The 15703-nt window shown below is 27.9% G+C and carries 13 protein-coding genes; 10 read left to right on the top strand and 3 right to left on the bottom strand.

The genetic code is table 11. The features are described 5' to 3' along the window. Positions 1 to 2 precede the first annotated feature (2 nt). Entirely contained in the window at positions 3 to 1235 is a 1233-nt protein-coding gene (locus ACZ5CK_RS09935) for a replication-associated recombination protein A (RefSeq protein ID WP_464581656.1), read from the top strand. Here the strand turns inward: ACZ5CK_RS09935 and ACZ5CK_RS09930 are convergent. Beyond that, a complete protein-coding gene (locus tag ACZ5CK_RS09930; protein ID WP_464581655.1) occupies positions 1232 to 1468 on the bottom strand; it encodes a S4 domain-containing protein in 237 nt (78 codons plus the stop codon). The genes ACZ5CK_RS09935 and ACZ5CK_RS09930 overlap by 4 nt on opposite strands. A gap of 139 nt (positions 1469 to 1607) precedes the next feature. Here ACZ5CK_RS09930 and ACZ5CK_RS09925 point away from each other — a divergent pair, with 139 nt between their 5' ends. The 6 genes from ACZ5CK_RS09925 to hpf all read left to right on the top strand — a co-directional run bounded on the left by ACZ5CK_RS09925 (position 1608) and on the right by hpf (position 9213). Continuing rightward, a complete protein-coding gene (locus ACZ5CK_RS09925; RefSeq protein ID WP_464581654.1) occupies positions 1608 to 2633 on the top strand; it encodes an ABC transporter ATP-binding protein in 1026 nt (341 codons plus the stop codon). After that, positions 2633 to 3796, top strand: coding sequence for an ABC transporter ATP-binding protein (locus ACZ5CK_RS09920; protein WP_464581653.1), 1164 nt, complete (start codon positions 2633 to 2635; stop codon positions 3794 to 3796). Before ACZ5CK_RS09925 ends, ACZ5CK_RS09920 begins: the two co-directional genes overlap by 1 nt. 19 nt (positions 3797 to 3815) lie before the next feature. Continuing rightward, positions 3816 to 5558 carry an ABC transporter substrate-binding protein gene (locus ACZ5CK_RS09915; protein ID WP_464581652.1) on the top strand — a complete coding sequence of 581 codons (1743 nt, stop codon included), beginning with the start codon at positions 3816 to 3818 and terminating at the stop codon, positions 5556 to 5558. A gap of 93 nt (positions 5559 to 5651) precedes the next feature. Then, positions 5652 to 6629: an ABC transporter permease gene (locus ACZ5CK_RS09910; protein ID WP_464581651.1), complete on the top strand. Its 978-nt coding sequence runs from the start codon at positions 5652 to 5654 to the stop codon at positions 6627 to 6629. A gap of 13 nt (positions 6630 to 6642) precedes the next feature. After that, positions 6643 to 8316, top strand: coding sequence for an ABC transporter permease (locus ACZ5CK_RS09905; RefSeq protein WP_464581650.1), 1674 nt, complete (start codon positions 6643 to 6645; stop codon positions 8314 to 8316). A 351-nt stretch (positions 8317 to 8667) separates the two neighbouring features. Then, a complete protein-coding gene (hpf, locus tag ACZ5CK_RS09900; protein WP_464581649.1) occupies positions 8668 to 9213 on the top strand; it encodes a ribosome hibernation-promoting factor, HPF/YfiA family in 546 nt (181 codons plus the stop codon). 33 nt (positions 9214 to 9246) lie between these two features. Here hpf and ACZ5CK_RS09895 read toward each other — a convergent pair whose 3' ends face one another. Continuing rightward, the gene (locus ACZ5CK_RS09895; RefSeq protein WP_464581648.1) at positions 9247 to 10110 is read right to left on the bottom strand and encodes a VIT1/CCC1 transporter family protein; all 864 of its coding nucleotides are present in this window, start codon (positions 10108 to 10110) and stop codon (positions 9247 to 9249) included. 14 nt (positions 10111 to 10124) lie between these two features. Continuing rightward, on the bottom strand, positions 10125 to 10679 hold the full coding sequence (locus ACZ5CK_RS09890; protein WP_464581647.1) for a nucleotidyltransferase family protein: 555 nt from the start codon (positions 10677 to 10679) through the stop codon (positions 10125 to 10127). 76 nt (positions 10680 to 10755) lie between these two features. On the opposite strand from ACZ5CK_RS09890, the gene ACZ5CK_RS09885 reads away from it, so the two are divergent. Genes ACZ5CK_RS09885 through ACZ5CK_RS09875 form a run of 3 tightly spaced genes read left to right on the top strand, consistent with a single transcriptional unit; the run spans position 10756 to position 15562 of the window. Further along, positions 10756 to 11973 (top strand): sugar ABC transporter substrate-binding protein, encoded by a 1218-nt coding sequence (locus tag ACZ5CK_RS09885; RefSeq protein WP_464581646.1) that lies wholly within the window; start codon positions 10756 to 10758, stop codon positions 11971 to 11973. Next, the gene (locus tag ACZ5CK_RS09880) at positions 11963 to 13918 is read left to right on the top strand and encodes an ABC transporter permease subunit (protein ID WP_464581644.1); all 1956 of its coding nucleotides are present in this window, start codon (positions 11963 to 11965) and stop codon (positions 13916 to 13918) included. Before ACZ5CK_RS09885 ends, ACZ5CK_RS09880 begins: the two co-directional genes overlap by 11 nt. A gap of 21 nt (positions 13919 to 13939) precedes the next feature. Continuing rightward, positions 13940 to 15562, top strand: coding sequence for an SIR2 family protein (locus tag ACZ5CK_RS09875; RefSeq protein WP_464581642.1), 1623 nt, complete (start codon positions 13940 to 13942; stop codon positions 15560 to 15562). Positions 15563 to 15703 lie beyond the last annotated feature (141 nt).

The following is a 15703-nucleotide window of genomic DNA, read 5'->3' as shown; positions in this document are numbered from 1 at the left end:
AATTGAATAATATCCCATTATATGAAAAATTAAGGCCTAAAACTTTAAATGATGTATTAGGTAATTTAAAATTAAAAAGAATATTAAAAAATTGGATTGAGAAGGATAAAATAAAATCTTTTGTTATATATGGTCCACCGGGTTCTGGGAAAACAACTATTGTTAATGCTTTTTTAAATGAATTAAATAGTAAAAAGTATGATATACATAAAATCTCAGGTGCCTTAGAGGGAGCAAAAACATTAAAAAATATTATTTCTAATGCTGAAATACCATTGTTTAAAAAACAAGTTGTCTTATTTGTAGACGAAATACACAGATTAAATAAAGCTGAACAAGATGTTTTATTACTTCATATAGAAAAAGGAGATTTAATATTGGTGGGTTCTACAACAGAGAATCCATCATTTTCTATTAATCCGGCATTATTATCAAGGATATTAACTTTTGAAATTTCTCCTCTGGATGAAGAAAATATTGGTATATTATTGGAGAGAATTAATAAAATTTATCCAGATATAAAATTAGTTGAGGAACTAAAATTTAGTTTAAAAAATTTCTTTGATTATGATATAAGAAGGATTATTAATACCATTGAAGCTTTAATAGATATGGGGATAAAAGAAATAACTCCAGAAACGTTTAAAGAAATATTATCTTCTTTTGGGTATTCAAAAGAAGATAAGTACGATGTTATTTCCGCATTTATTAAAAGTATTAGAGGTAGCGATCCAGATGCGGCTATATTTTATCTTGCATATATGTTGGAAAATGGTGAAGATCCGTTATATATTGCGAGAAGATTAATGATATTAGCTTCTGAAGATATAGGTTTAGCTGATCCAATGGCAATAAACATTGCCGTTTCCGCATTTATAACAACAAAAGAAATAGGTTTTCCTGAATGTTTATATCCATTAGGTGAAGCGACAATATATCTTTCTTCAGCTCCTAAAAGTAATTCTATTTTAAAGGCATATAAATCTGCAAAAGACAACATTGATAAAAAAATAGAAATCCCTATAAAGTTAAGAAATCCTGTAACAAAATGGATGAAAAATAAAGGCTATGGTAAAAACTATAAATATCCACATGATTTTGGTGGATTTGTCAAAGACACGTATTTACCAGAAAATTTAAAAAACAAACAATTTTATTTCCCTTCCAAAATAGGTTTTGAAAATAAAATAAAGCAAAGATTAATGAAGTTATGGGATGGATTTAAAGAGTATTAAAGCTTTTTATTCTCGATTATTTCTTGTAAAATCTCTATTTTATGATTTTCTATCACTTTAAAAATGATTTTTTTGTTGTATAATGAAATGGTAATTATATCACCAATTTTTATTTCATAGGAAGGCTTTAAAGGCTTGTCATTTTTGGTGATTTTTCCTGATTTTGCAAGCTCATTTGCAACTGTTCTTCTTTTGATTATTCTGTTTGTTTTTAGAAATTTATCTAATCTCAAGTTAAATCCTCCTTTTTTACGATAAAATTAGATGGAAAAGCTATATTATCTCTTGACATAGTAGCTTAAAACAATTATAATATATTTAGCAGAAATATTCAATATTTAAATAAAATAAAACAATTATGAGGTGATAGAGTTGTCCGAACCAGTTCTTATAGTAGAGAACCTAAAAACATATTTCGATATTGCTGAAGGAACGGTAAAGGCAGTAAACGGAGTATCTTTTACTTTGAACAAGAACGAATCTCTTGGAGTTGTTGGAGAAACAGGCTCTGGTAAGAGTGTAACAATGAAGACTATAATGGGTTTAATAAAAAAGCCTGGATATATACCTGAAGGTAAAATATTGTTTTATACGGATGAATTTAGCAAAGATGGTAAGAAAGAGTATATAGATTTAGCCAAATTACCCCAACATCAATTTACAAGAATCAGAGGAAGACATATAGCAATGATTTTTCAAGATCCTATGACATCATTGAATCCTATGTATACTGTAGCAGATCAAATGATTGAAACAATAATGTATCATCAAAATGTATCAGAATTAGAAGCTAGAAAAAGAGCTGTGGAATTATTAAGAAAAGTTGGTATTCCTAATGCTGATAAAAGAATTGATGATTATCCATTTCAATTTTCTGGTGGTCAGAGGCAGAGAATTGTTATTGCTATAGGATTATCTTGTAATCCAGATTTGCTAATTGCAGATGAACCTACTACAGCATTAGATGTTACTATTCAAGCACAAATTCTTGAATTAATGAAAGATTTACAAAATGAATTCAATACAGCAATGATATATATTACTCATGATTTATCAGTTGTAGCTGAAATTGCAGATAAGGTTATGGTTATGTATGGCGGTATGCAAATGGAAATGGCTGATGTTAATACTATTTTCGAAAAGCCAATACATCCATACACTAATATGCTATTAAACTGTATTCCAAGACATGATGCAAAAAAAGAAGATTTGGAACCAATACCAGGTCAACCACCAATAATGTTAGACCCTCCACCATTATGTCCGTTTTTACCAAGATGTCCAAGAGCAACAGATAGATGTAGGAAAGAGTTAGCAGAGTTTAAAGAAGTCGAACCAGGGCATTTCGTTAGATGTTGGAATCCAGTTTCTGCAGCTGGAATGGAGGGAGATAAATAATGTTATTGAGAGTTAATGATTTAAAAAAATATTTTCCTATAAAACATGGATTTATTGTTGAAAAAACAGTTGGATATGTTAAAGCAGTTGATGGAGTTTCTTTTTCATTAGAAAAAGGAGAAACTTATGGTCTTGTTGGGGAATCTGGTTGTGGTAAAACGACAATTGGAAAAACAATATTGAGATTATATAATCAAACAGATGGAGAAATTTTTATTGATGATAAAGATACCAGTTATTTTTTCATGAAAAGAAGTGAAGCAAAAGAATATTTAAAAAGACATTATATAGACGTTTTAAATGAAAATATTAAGAAAAAATCAGAATCAGAATTTTTAAATGATTTGCCAGACTATAAAAAACCATATTTCGAATTTTTGATGAAGAACGGAGAAAATAGATTTATAGATTATATGCTTTCAGATTTGAAAGAAAAAAGGATGCACTTTAGAAGAAAAGTACAAATTGTTTTCCAGGATCCAACATCATCATTAAATCCAAGAATGACAGTGGGGTCAATTTTATCAGAACCATTATTATTTCATGGTATAGCCAAGAATAAACATGAAGCTTTTGACATTGTTAAAGAAATTCTTGTTAGTGTTGGATTAAAAAAATATCATGTTGATAGATATCCACATCAATTTTCTGGTGGTCAAAGACAAAGAATAGCTGTAGCCAGAGCAGCTATATTAAAACCGGATTTGATTATTCTAGATGAGCCGACTTCAGCATTGGATGTTTCTGTTCAAGCGCAGATAATTAAATTATTAAAGGATTTACAAACAGAGTTAAATGCAGGATATTTATTCATTTCACACGATCTTGGTGTTGTTAGGTTTATTTCAAATTATGTTGGTATTATGTATCTTGGTAGAATGGTTGAGTATGGCGATTCTGATGAAATATTTGATGATTATAAGCATCCATATACTGAAGCTCTATTAAATGCAGCACCAGTTCCTGATCCAAGGAAAAGAAGAGACAGAAAACAATTTATTATTAAAGGTCAGGTTCCATCACCAATTAATAGGCCAAAAGGCTGTTTCTTCTCGCCAAGATGTAAATATGCGTTTGAACCATGTTCTAAGAAATTCCCAGATTATTATGAGGTTGGAAATAATCATTATGTAGCATGCTTTAAATATGAACCAAAATCTTGAAATCAAGGGAGGGAGTAGTATGAAGAAGCTTTTAGTTTTATTGTTTGTTTTAGTTACAGCCTTAGCTGTATTTGCTGATACAGTGGATTGGGCTATTGAAGACGTTGCTGGAAAACCCGGGGGTACATTGTTTTTGAGTACAACATCAGGTCCAAAAACAATGAATCCAGCATGGGCACAAGAAACATCATCTACTGATATTATTGGATGGGTATTAGACACATTGGTACATTCATCAAACAAAGGTTTGGCAGAATTACCAGGTTTAGCTAAAGAATTTTCTGCTAAAGTTACAGAGGATGGAAAAACAGTTTATACTTATGTATTAAGAAAAGGTTTAAAATGGTCAGATGGAGAACCTTTAACAGTTGATGACGTTATCTGGTCATTCGAAAAAGTTTGGTTTAATAATGATATGACTGCAAATGGAAATGCAGGTTATATGGATTCAAACGATCAATTACCAACAATTAATAAAGTTGACGATTATACAGTACAATTTATCTATAATTCAAAATTCAGAAGAGGTCATGAATCAATAGGTTGGACAGAAATTTTACCAAAGCACGTTTTAGAACCATATTATAATGAAGGTAAATTTAAAGAAGCATGGTCATTAGCAGATTTAGATAAAGTTGTTTCTTCCGGTCCATTTGTTTTAAAGACATATAAAGAAGGCGTTAGAGTTGTATTAGAAAAGAACCCATATTATTACAGAAAAGATAAAAATGGTGTTCAATTACCTTATTTAGATCAAATTGTTTATATTATTGTTAAAGATTTAAATACAGAAAGATTGAAGTTTGAAGCTGGAGAAACAGATATTTATTCACCAACAGCAGAAGAATTCCCAGAAATTAGAGCAATGGCAGAAGAAAAAGGTTGGGTAGTAAGACAAGGTGGTCCAAACTTAGGTTCAAACTTTGTAACTTTCAACTTTAATGCAAAGGATCCTGTAAAGAGAAAATGGTTCAGAAATGATCACTTCAGAAGAGCTATAGCTTATGCAATTGATAAGCAAACATTAATCGATGTATTATATAACGGTTTAGGTGCAGCATTATATGGTCCTGTTTCACCATCATCAGGATTCTATAATCCAGCAGTTGAAGATTTAGGATTCAGATACTCATTAGCAAGAGCTAAGAGAGAATTAAAACAAGGTGGATTTGTATTAAAAGGTGGAAAATTATATGATGCAGATGGAAATGAAGTTAAATTTGAATTAACAACAAATGCTGGTAACAATGTTAGGGAAGAAATTGGAAACATATTAAAAGAAAACTTAGCAAAATTAGGTATAGATGTTAATTTTGCACCAATGCAATTTAATGCATTAGTTGGGAAATTAGTAGCAACAGGAGATTGGGAAGCAGTTATCATAGGTTTAACAGGTTCCGTTGATCCAGCATCAGGATGGAATGTATGGAGATTAGATGGTGGATTGCATTTCTGGAATTATTCACCAGAAGTAAAACCAGATATGTTTGATGATGCTTTAAAAGCAGATTATTGGGTTCCAGATTATGAAAAAAGAATTGATGAAATCATGAGATTACAAGTTTCAGCTGTTGATAAAGATGAATTACACAAATTATTTGATGAATTCCAAATGTTAGTAGCAGAACATCAAGTATTAGTATATACAGTAGCACAAAATTACTTAGTTGCATACAAAAAGTCAGTTCATATCTATAATCCAGATCCAAATCCAGCAGCAGGAGTTCTTTGGGCAGGATGGGATATTTGGAAAGATCAATAATTTCAACTTTTATTTAATTTATGTTTAATTGGGAGTGGGGGAAATGGAGAGTTTTCTCCACTCCTTTTCAACTTTATGTGAGGAGGTCTTGTGATGCTAAAATATATTATAAGAAGAATTATCATGGCTATACCAGTTTTGCTTGGTGTATCGATAGTATCCTTTATGATAATATCATTAGCACCAGGTGATTTTTTGGATACTTATAGGCTTAATCCGGCAGTAAGTGCTGATCAAGTAAAAAATTTAGAAAAAAGATTTGGATTGGATAAATCTCCTGTTGTTCAGTATTTTTTATGGTTAAAAAATATTTTAAAAGGCGATTGGGGAGATTCATTCACATATCAAATTCCAGTTTGGGATTTAATATGGAGAAGAGTTGGAGCTACATTATTACTAAGTATTACCACATTCATTTTTACCTGGGGGATAGGTATCCCGCTGGGTATATATGGTGCTTTGCATCAATATAGTATAGGAGATCAACTTGTAGCAGTTTTGGGTTTTATTGGATTATCAATTCCTAATTTCTTTTTTGCATTATTATTCTTATATTTTGCAGCAAAAACAGGTGGAAAAATATTTCCAGTTGGTGGGTATATTTCATTGAATTATGATTCATTTCCAGTTTGGAAGAAGTTTTTAGATATTTTTTGGCATGTTTTAGGGCCTATGATTACGTTGGGAACATCTGGTCTTGCAGGTACAATGAGAATTATGAGAGGTCAATTGTTGGACGAATTGAAACAGGATTATGTTGAATTTGCAAGAGCTAAAGGTATGCCAGAAAATGTTGTAATTTATAAGCATGCTTTAAGAAATGCTATTAATCCTATAATTACCGCATTAGGTTTTTCTATATCAGGATTATTAGGAGGAGCAGTTTTAACGGAAAATGTATTTGGTTGGCCAGGTATGGGACAATTAATTATTGAAGCGTTATTACAACAAGATATTTTTGTTATAATGGCTGATATTATGTTAGCTTCTGTATTGTTGGTTATTGGTAATTTAATTGCTGATATATTGTTAGCTGCAGTTGATCCAAGAGTTAGATTGAGATTATCATAATGGAGGGAAAATGATGGCTGAAAATAAAGATGTAAAAAATCAAGAAAACCAAGATGTTTTTGAGAAACAGTTTTTATCAACCCCTCAATTAGTTTGGCGAGCTTTAAAAAGACATAAATTTGGACTTATATCCATGTGGATATTAATTGTATTATATTTGTTTGCAATCTTTGCTGATTTTCTATCACCAATGAATTATAAAGTTCAACATATAAAATATAAATTTGCGCCACCAATGAAAGTGTTTTGGAAAGATGAAACAGGGAAAAATATAGGTCCTCATGTATATTTATATAAAAGAGTTAAAGATCCAGTTACATTTCAAAGCACGTTTAAACCAGCAACATATTTTGAAAGTGTTAAAGTATATGATGATATAGATTTTGATACAGAAAAAGAAACAGTATTAAAATTAGGAGAATATAATCCTGATTTTGAATCTACGGTTACAAATTATCAATTTGTATTGAATTATAAAACTACAGTTATAACAAAAGACGGAAAAGAATACAAAATATATTCTGAAACAAAATCAGAACCTTTAGTTACATTTGAAGAATTAGGTATAAAAGGTAAAATACTAAAAAGAAGTCAAGATGGATTTTTGTCTGTAGATCAAATTCCATTGTTAAAAGGTGAAGATGTTCTTTTAAGTAAAGACGATAGAGGAATAGCTTCAACATTTTATTTTGAAGAAAATTATAAGACAAAAGCAAATTTGAAGAAATTAAACTTAAAACCTGAAGATATTAAAGAGTATAGAGAGTATGTTTCTCTTGAATCAATAGAAGTAGAAACAGCAGATGATTTTTATGAATATTTACCTGAAAATTTAGAAGGAGTTAATTTCAAGAAGTTTAATATAAAATTCTTTACAAAAGGTTGGGAATATAAATGGTTGGGATTTATTCCTGGAAACATACATTTGTTTGGAGTTGAAAAGAGTAAATTGCCATTTTTAGCAGAAGATTACTCTACAAAGGATGGAATCATATATCTCTGGGGTGCTGATAAATTTGGAAGAGATATGATTAGTAGATTAGTTTTTGGTAGTAGAGTATCATTAACAATAGGTTTATTAGGTATAGCTATAACATTCACTATAGGTTTATTCTTAGGTGGAGTTTCTGGATACTTTGGTGGTTGGATTGATGAAATTTTAATGAGATTTACTGAAATTTTGATGTCAATACCAAGTTTCTATTTGTTGGTATCTTTAAGTGCTATTTTGCCATCTGGTATGTCACCATCAGTGAAATATATTTTGATTATTGTAATTTTATCGTTTATAGGATGGCCAAGTATGACAAGGGTTATTAGAGGTATGACTTTAGGTTTAAAAGAAACAGAATTTATTCAAGCAGCGGTTGCTTTGGGATATCCATCAAGAAGAATTATATGGAAGCATTTATTACCTAATACAGCAACATATGTTATAGTTTCAGCAACATTATCAATACCAGGTTATATTTTAGGTGAAGCTGGATTGAGTTTCTTAGGTTTAGGTATCAGAGAACCATCAGCAAGTTGGGGATTGATGTTATCTCAAGCACAAAACATTACAGCATTAACTAATTATCCATGGTTATTATTACCAGGTTTGTTTATATTTATTACTGTTCTTGCATTTAACTTATTTGGTGATGCTATAAGGGATGCTTTAGATCCAAGAGCATTAGGACATTAATAAAAATGGGACTCTTTTGAGTCCCATTTTTATTACAGTTTGTAGATAAACTTATAAAAATTCTAATCCTCAAAAATGCTCATGGACATATTTTTAATGCGAAGCATTAAAAATAAAAAAAGATTTTTTATTATTATTTTAAAATATTCAAAATTATTCGCAAAACGAAAGTTTTGAGAATTTTCAAGGATTTGCTCATATTATTTTTTCATATTTTATTTTGTTTGTAGAACTTAAAAACAAAAACATAAGTCAAAATATGTATGAAGTTATAGAAACATTAAGAAAGTTTGACTTTTTTAGTAAAAAGTGTTATTATTATAATAGGGATCTACCAAAGGGGGTGTTTGTATGGATTACAAACTATATACAAAAAACATTGAATTAACAGATGCCTTAAAAGATTATTTAGAAAAAAGGATGGAAAAAATTGATAGAGTATTTAAGAAGCATGACGATTTATTGATGAATACCGATATTAGAATTACAAAAGAAAGAGAGACTTTTAAAGTAGAGGCTACTTCGCATTTAAAAGTGAATGGAACTATATTAAAAGTTGAGGAGAGAGGTACTGATCTCTATGAAGTAATAGATAAAGTTTCTGATGCATATGAGAGAAAACTGAAAAAATTTAAAGGAAAATTGCAAAATCATGATACACCAAATCCTTTAAAAGAGATAAATGTAGAAGAATATGAAGAAGAGGAAGATGTTTTGAGTAAATTAAAGAAAAGGAAAAGATATGATTTAAATATGATTTCTTTAGAAGAAGCAATATTGCAATTGGAATTATTAGGTCATGAATTTTATGTGTTTAGAAATTCTGAAACAGAAGAGGTTAATGTGGTTTATAAGAGAAAAGACGGGAGTATTGGCTTAATAGAATTAATAGGTTAATAATATAAATAAACGGGGGATTTTCCCCCGTTTTTATATTTCGATATGAAAAAACTGTCTGGCTATAAGACCAATGACAAAGGAAATAATCATAACTCCAAAGCTAATTGTTAGCATTTCAAGGAAATAATATTTAAATGTTTTTTCTTGAACAACTGAAACAAAGAAGGAAAAAAAGACTATAACTATTAATGCATTCATTATGGTAAATATCAATGAAATCATAGGATTAGAAAATATAAAATATGGTGATACAAGTAGTACAACGGTTATGATATATGCAATTCCTGTATATATAGAAGCTTTTAAAGGATTTGTTGCGTTTTTTCCTGCACGTTGAGATAGATATTCAGATGCTGCCATTGAAAAAGAAGCTGCAATTCCTGTAATTAATCCTGATAATGCAACAAGCCTTGAGTTTTGAAATGCAAAGGTTAATCCAGCTAATGTTCCAGTTAACTCAACTAATGCATCATTTAATCCTAAAACCATAGAACTTACATATTGAATTTTTTCTTCATCTATTAATCCCAATAATTTCTTTTCATGATTATTTTCATCGTCTATAATTTCATTAAAATCTGGAATTATTTCTCTTACTTCATCATAATTAATTTGAGCTTTTTCTTCTCCTTTTTCCATAGCATTCAAAGCAAAAGTTAATCCGAATATATAAGATAATAATACATACCAGAATACTAAAAAATTGTTAGGTGGAACCTCTTTTGCTGTATATTTTTTCATAATATTATAGTGTTTAAATTCATCTTTAGAAATTTCTTCCAAAACTTTATTATTTTTTCCTTTTATTCTCTTTGCAAGTTTTTTATACACATGATATTCTGTTATTTCATTCTTTTGAAACACTATTAGTTGATTTTTTATATTTTCATCCATATTGTTTTCCCTCCTCAAGGTTTGTAATCAAAATCCACAATTACTTCTGGTGAATCAACAATTATTTTTTCAACAAGATTAGGATGTTTTTTTATTATTTGTTTTATGCCAGCATCACCTTTGAGATTTAATATATCTTCAAAAATTTCATTTTTTACTAAAGTTGGAAATCCTTTTTTTTCATTATAATAAGGTGCAATGATGGGTTTTTGTGTTTGAATTTTTAATATTTTTTCTATTATATTTTTTGGTATTAAAGGCATATCACCAAGGAATATTAACACATTATCATAACCATGAGATAAAGCATATTTTATTGCAGTTTTTACAGAAGATGATATTCCATTTTTATATTCTTTGTTTTCTATTGTTTTAAAATCATATAGATAAAAATAATTCTTATATTCTTTCCATTTTTCGTTTACAATAATTATCGAGTCGAAATTAAAAGAATTTACAAAATCAATTGTCCATTGTAGAAGAGGTTTTCCATTGTAATTAAAAAGCATTTTATTGCCCTTAAAACGGCTAGAAAGTCCAGCAGCTAAAATAACTCCTAATATTTTCATTTTTATTATTCCTCCATTTGATGTATAATATATGTTAAGATTATATCACAAAAAATTTTAAAAAGGGGGTATTATTTTGAAAAAAGTTTTAATAATTTTATTGTTGCTTATTTCGTTAGTGGTTTTTTCAAAAAATATTATTGTCTGGTTTGAATATGAAGGTATGGAACAAATGAATAATATTATTAAGGAATTTGAAAAAGAAAACCCAGATATAACAATTCAATTAGTAGAACAAAAAAAGATTGTGAGCAAAGTTTTAAACACATATCGTGGCGGTGGCGAATTACCCGATATTATTTTAATAAAAAATGATGAAATAGGGATATTAACAGATTCAAATTTGATAGAAAATGTAGATAATTTTAAAGATGAAATGGGAGATAGTTTTATAGATAAAGCTTTTGATGCATTTAGTGTAGAAAAAAGTATTATAAATAATGAATCTAATAATTTTAGAAAAGAAAAACATTATTATGGTGTACCATTTTATTTTGATACACAGGTTTTATATTATCATGACAAGATTTTTTACGATAATGGTTTTCCTTTAGATGAAGGATTAACCTTTGAAGATTTATTATTTGCTAGTTATGTAGTAGAAGATAAAAGTAAAGGGAAAATAATGGGTTTAGCATGGGGAGCAAATTCACCATATTGGTTTCCACCTTTCCAATGGGCATTTGGAAAAGAAAATTTAATGGAAGATGGTAGAATAATAGTAAATGATGATGAAACATATAAAGCAATAGATTTTATATTTAAAAATATTGTTGGTAAAAGCGCTCATTGGTTGGAAAGACAAGGATTAATAGCGGGATTTAAGAGGGGTAAAATTGCATCAATGTTTTTTGGTACATTTATGATTCCTGATTTTATTAAATCTGGTATCGAATTCAAAATTTTACCATTGCCATATATAGAAGAAGCTGGAAATTATATGACTCCTATATTAGATTATAAAGGTTTTAGCATAATTAAAGGTAAAAAGACACCAGAGATCGAAAAATTTATTAAATATATTTTAGATAAAAAATCTCAAATAGAATTTTGCAAAGATTTATATAAATTCCCAGTAAATAAAGAAGCATTTAATATTCTAAAAGATAAAGATGAATATTTCAAAGTTGCTTATGAATCAGCAAGAATAGGTAAAACGATGCCAACATCAGCATATTTTAAATCAAAATACTGGCAAGGTGTAAGAACTATGATGACATTAATTTTGAAACAAAAAGAAGGTTATGATGGAGAAATTGTAGAAAAAGCACAGGAGTTTATGGATGGGAAATAAAAAATTTTTACTTGTATTACCCGCTTTAGTGTTAATTATATTTATATTAATAATACCGATGTTATCAATGTTAAAAACATCATTTTATAATTCTCCTTTTGGAGAAGATGGATCTTTTGTGGGATTTCAAAATTATATAAAAGTCTTGAATGATTCTGGAATGGGTATTGCTGTTAAAATAAGTTTTATCTGGGCATCAATAATTTCATCTATAGTAATAATTTTAGGAATAATAATAGCTTATATATTAGAAACTAAAGCGAAAAATAAAAAAATGTTGTTTTTTATAATAATGTTACCGTGGATAATACCTTCATATATGGGAGTTTTGATTTGGAGGTCTTTAATTTATGGTTATGGAACAGAGTCTATTATAAAAAATATTTTTCATTTAAATACGAATATATTTACAGATATTTTTGCTGGTTTGGGATGGGGGATTTTTGTTAGCATTTGGCTTGAGTTACCAATAGTAGTTATGGTGTTAATATCAGCATATCAAGAAGTGCCACGAGAGCTACATCTTGCAGCAAAGATAGATGGGGCAAATTCTTTGAATACATTAATAAATATAACTATACCATATATAAAACCCACGATAATAACGTGGTTTTTAATTACGTTTGCAAATCATTTTAAGGATTTTACAGTTCCTTTCCTTTTAACTGCAGGTGGTCCCCCGCTTTTTTCTGGTTTTACTTCACATAGTATTGTAGGAATAACAACAACAATGGGAGTTTTTAATTATTTTATTTCAAATACACAATATGATTTTGGTATTATTTCTGCATATAGTGTAATTTCAGCTATATTTGTTATGTTAATTGCATTTATTTTCCTAACCAGGAGAACATTATCATTGAAAAAGTTTTTAGCCTTTGTTATTGCTATAAAAATATTATCTTATATTTTTAATCCTGGAATTATTCTACTATTGACAATAGGATTATATTTTATTCTTTTGAGAAAAAGAAATTTATTTGGCTTGATTGTTGTTTTGGATTTTTCAATGATGATTTTAAATATAAGTATTAAAGGTTTTTGGGGAGGATTTGATTTTATCCCTATAATATCTTTAATGTGGCTGATTTTTAAAGAAAAAACACCTGTAATTCCTCAAACAAAAATTAAAATGAATTTGAAATCGATAAAACTGGTGTTTAAATACCTTTTATTAGCTTTTTTAATAATAATTATTATGCTTCCAGTGTATAACATAATAAATATATCATTATCTGGAACAAATAATATAACAGTAACATTATTTCCAGAAAAATTAACTTTTGAAAATTACAATAGGATATTTTCAGAAATCCATATTGAACATAATTTAAAAAATACAATAATTATAGCCTTTTTGACGTCAATTATCGTTCCTATAATATCTTATCCACTTGCTCTATTTATATCTAAAAATAATCTAAGTTGGATATTACCATTATTGATATTTATAGACTTTTTAGGAGGAGTTCATTCTATAATAGCTTTATTTATGATATTTAGAAAACTCCATTTATTGAATTCTTTATTTGGAGTTTCGCTTGTATATGCAACTCATACATTACCGATGTCAACATTTTTAATAAAAGGATATCTGGATAAAATACCTAAAGAGATAGAAGAAACAGCATTGTTGGATACCACAAAATTAAAATCGTATTTTTATATTTTATTTCCATTATCTATACCAGCTATACTTGTATCAATGTTGATAGGATTTATGAAAGGTTGGAATGGATTTATCCCTTCTTTGATGTTGTTAAACAAAGATTCTTTATATCCGCTTTCAGTAAAATTATATAGTCTTATTGGAGAACCAGGGACATCATATCCAAAATGGGATTTGTTTTCGGCATCATCAATATTAAATATAATTTTTCTTGGACTTATTTTTATAATGATTAGAAGACCTTTAATGAATGGAGTTTTAAAAGATAGATATTAAGGATAAGTAATGGGGTGAATTATGAAAAATAAGGATATAAAAACTTATTTAGAAAATCAATTAAAGAAGATTCCAACAGCTCCATTTTTGTTTATTGGTTCTGGAATAACAAGAAGATATTTAGGAGCGCCAAGTTTTAGGGAGTTGCTTGAAATATTTTCTACAAAAGTTCTTAAGGATGATATGTCTTTTGCAATTTATTATAATAAAGTAAAAGCCTTTAATGAAAATATAAATGAAGAAAATATATATCCACTTATTGCAGAAAGTATAGAAAAAGATTTTAGAAGGAATTTTGCAAAAATAAGAAACGAGAAAGTATTTCAAGAAAATAAGAATCTACTGGAAAAAGGGATTTCTCCATTTAAAATACAAATAGCAGAATATTTTAAATCATTGGAATATAAAAGTGAAAAATTGACAGAAAATTTAAAAGATGAATTGAATTTATTAAAAGCAACGTCCGAAAAAAATGTTAGTGGAATAATTACGACAAATTATGATTTGTTATTGGAAAAAATATTTTCAGATTTTAAAGTTTATATTGGTCAAGAAGATTTATTATTTTCTCATATTCAAGAAATTGGTGAAATTTATAAGATTCATGGAAGTTGTGAAAATCCTGAAAGTATAATAATAACTGAAAGTGATTATAGAAAATTTAATGAAAAAAATACATATTTGGCAGCAAAATTATTAACTATTTTTATAGAATATCCAGTTATATTTATGGGATATTCTGTGAATGATCCCAATATTAGAAAAATTTTAAAGGCAATATCAAATTGTTTAAGTGATGAAAATAAAAGAAAAAGATTAAAAGAAAACTTATTCTTTATTGAGTGGAGTGAATCAGAAAATAATGATATTGGTTCTTTTTATATAAATTTTGAAAATGAAACTATAGAAATGACAAAAATAAAAACAAATAGTTTTACTCCTATTTATAATGCGATTTTGTCAAATAAAAGAAAATTTAGTATAAAAGTATTAAGAAAAGTAAAGGAGCAATTATATGAAATTATTTTGAATAATGATCCAAAAGATAAGATTGAGGTTATTAATGTTGAAGAAATGGATAATACTGAAAATATTGAATTTGTTATAGGAGTAGGGGCTATAAAAATTCTTAAAAAAGGATATACTCCAATTTCACTAGAAGACATATATAAGGATATTGTATATAATAATTTAAAGTATAATATTGAAGAATTAGTATCATTAACCCTTCCAAACCTTTTAAACAATAATAGTTATTCAGTACCTGTTTATAAATATATTTCAGAATATGAAGGTATTTTGCCAGAAAAATTTATGAATGAATTTAATGAAATTAAACCTGTATGGAGTAAGTGGGATGAGAGAAAACAGATAAATTATAAGAATTATACATTAAAAGATTTAAAAGAAAAATATAAAAATAATGATAAAAAAATAGTAGAATATATAGCTTATTTAAGCCAAGAAAATATTGATTTAAATGAATTATTAGATTATATAAAAGAACTATTGATAAAATATCCTGAAATATTGAGGAATGATAATCAGAAGAGTGAAGATGCTCGAAGAAATGAAAATTATCCTAATTTTAGTAAATTTAGAAAAATAATAAAGATATATGATTATCTTAAATATAAAAAATAAGGCACCCACTAACACCTTAAAATGGTCAGCATCTTAGAGATACCGCCACTTTAAAGCAGGAGTGCCTAATTAATTCAAACCTTATCTATTCAAAGTATAACATATTTTTTTATAAAAATCAATGAAAAAATAAAAAATTTT

It is taken from the genome of Marinitoga okinawensis (assembly GCF_055387075.1).
The sequence above is the reverse complement of the archived record's forward strand: the minus strand, read 5'-3'. Positions and strand labels throughout refer to the sequence as shown.

Bases quoted from the DNA above. Each gene is read 5' to 3' on its own strand.
- ACZ5CK_RS09920 (WP_464581653.1), top strand. From the start codon at position 2,633: ATGTTATTGAGAGTTAATGATTTAAAAAAATATTTTCCTATAAAACAT.
- ACZ5CK_RS09915 (WP_464581652.1), top strand. From the start codon at position 3,816: ATGAAGAAGCTTTTAGTTTTATTGTTTGTTTTAGTTACAGCCTTAGCT.
- ACZ5CK_RS09910 (WP_464581651.1), top strand. From the start codon at position 5,652: ATGCTAAAATATATTATAAGAAGAATTATCATGGCTATACCAGTTTTG.
- ACZ5CK_RS09905 (WP_464581650.1), top strand. From the start codon at position 6,643: ATGGCTGAAAATAAAGATGTAAAAAATCAAGAAAACCAAGATGTTTTT.
- hpf (WP_464581649.1), top strand. From the start codon at position 8,668: ATGGATTACAAACTATATACAAAAAACATTGAATTAACAGATGCCTTA.
- ACZ5CK_RS09895 (WP_464581648.1), bottom strand. From the start codon at position 10,110: ATGGATGAAAATATAAAAAATCAACTAATAGTGTTTCAAAAGAATGAA.
- ACZ5CK_RS09890 (WP_464581647.1), bottom strand. From the start codon at position 10,679: ATGAAAATATTAGGAGTTATTTTAGCTGCTGGACTTTCTAGCCGTTTT.
- ACZ5CK_RS09880 (WP_464581644.1), top strand. From the start codon at position 11,963: ATGGGAAATAAAAAATTTTTACTTGTATTACCCGCTTTAGTGTTAATT.
- ACZ5CK_RS09875 (WP_464581642.1), top strand. From the start codon at position 13,940: ATGAAAAATAAGGATATAAAAACTTATTTAGAAAATCAATTAAAGAAG.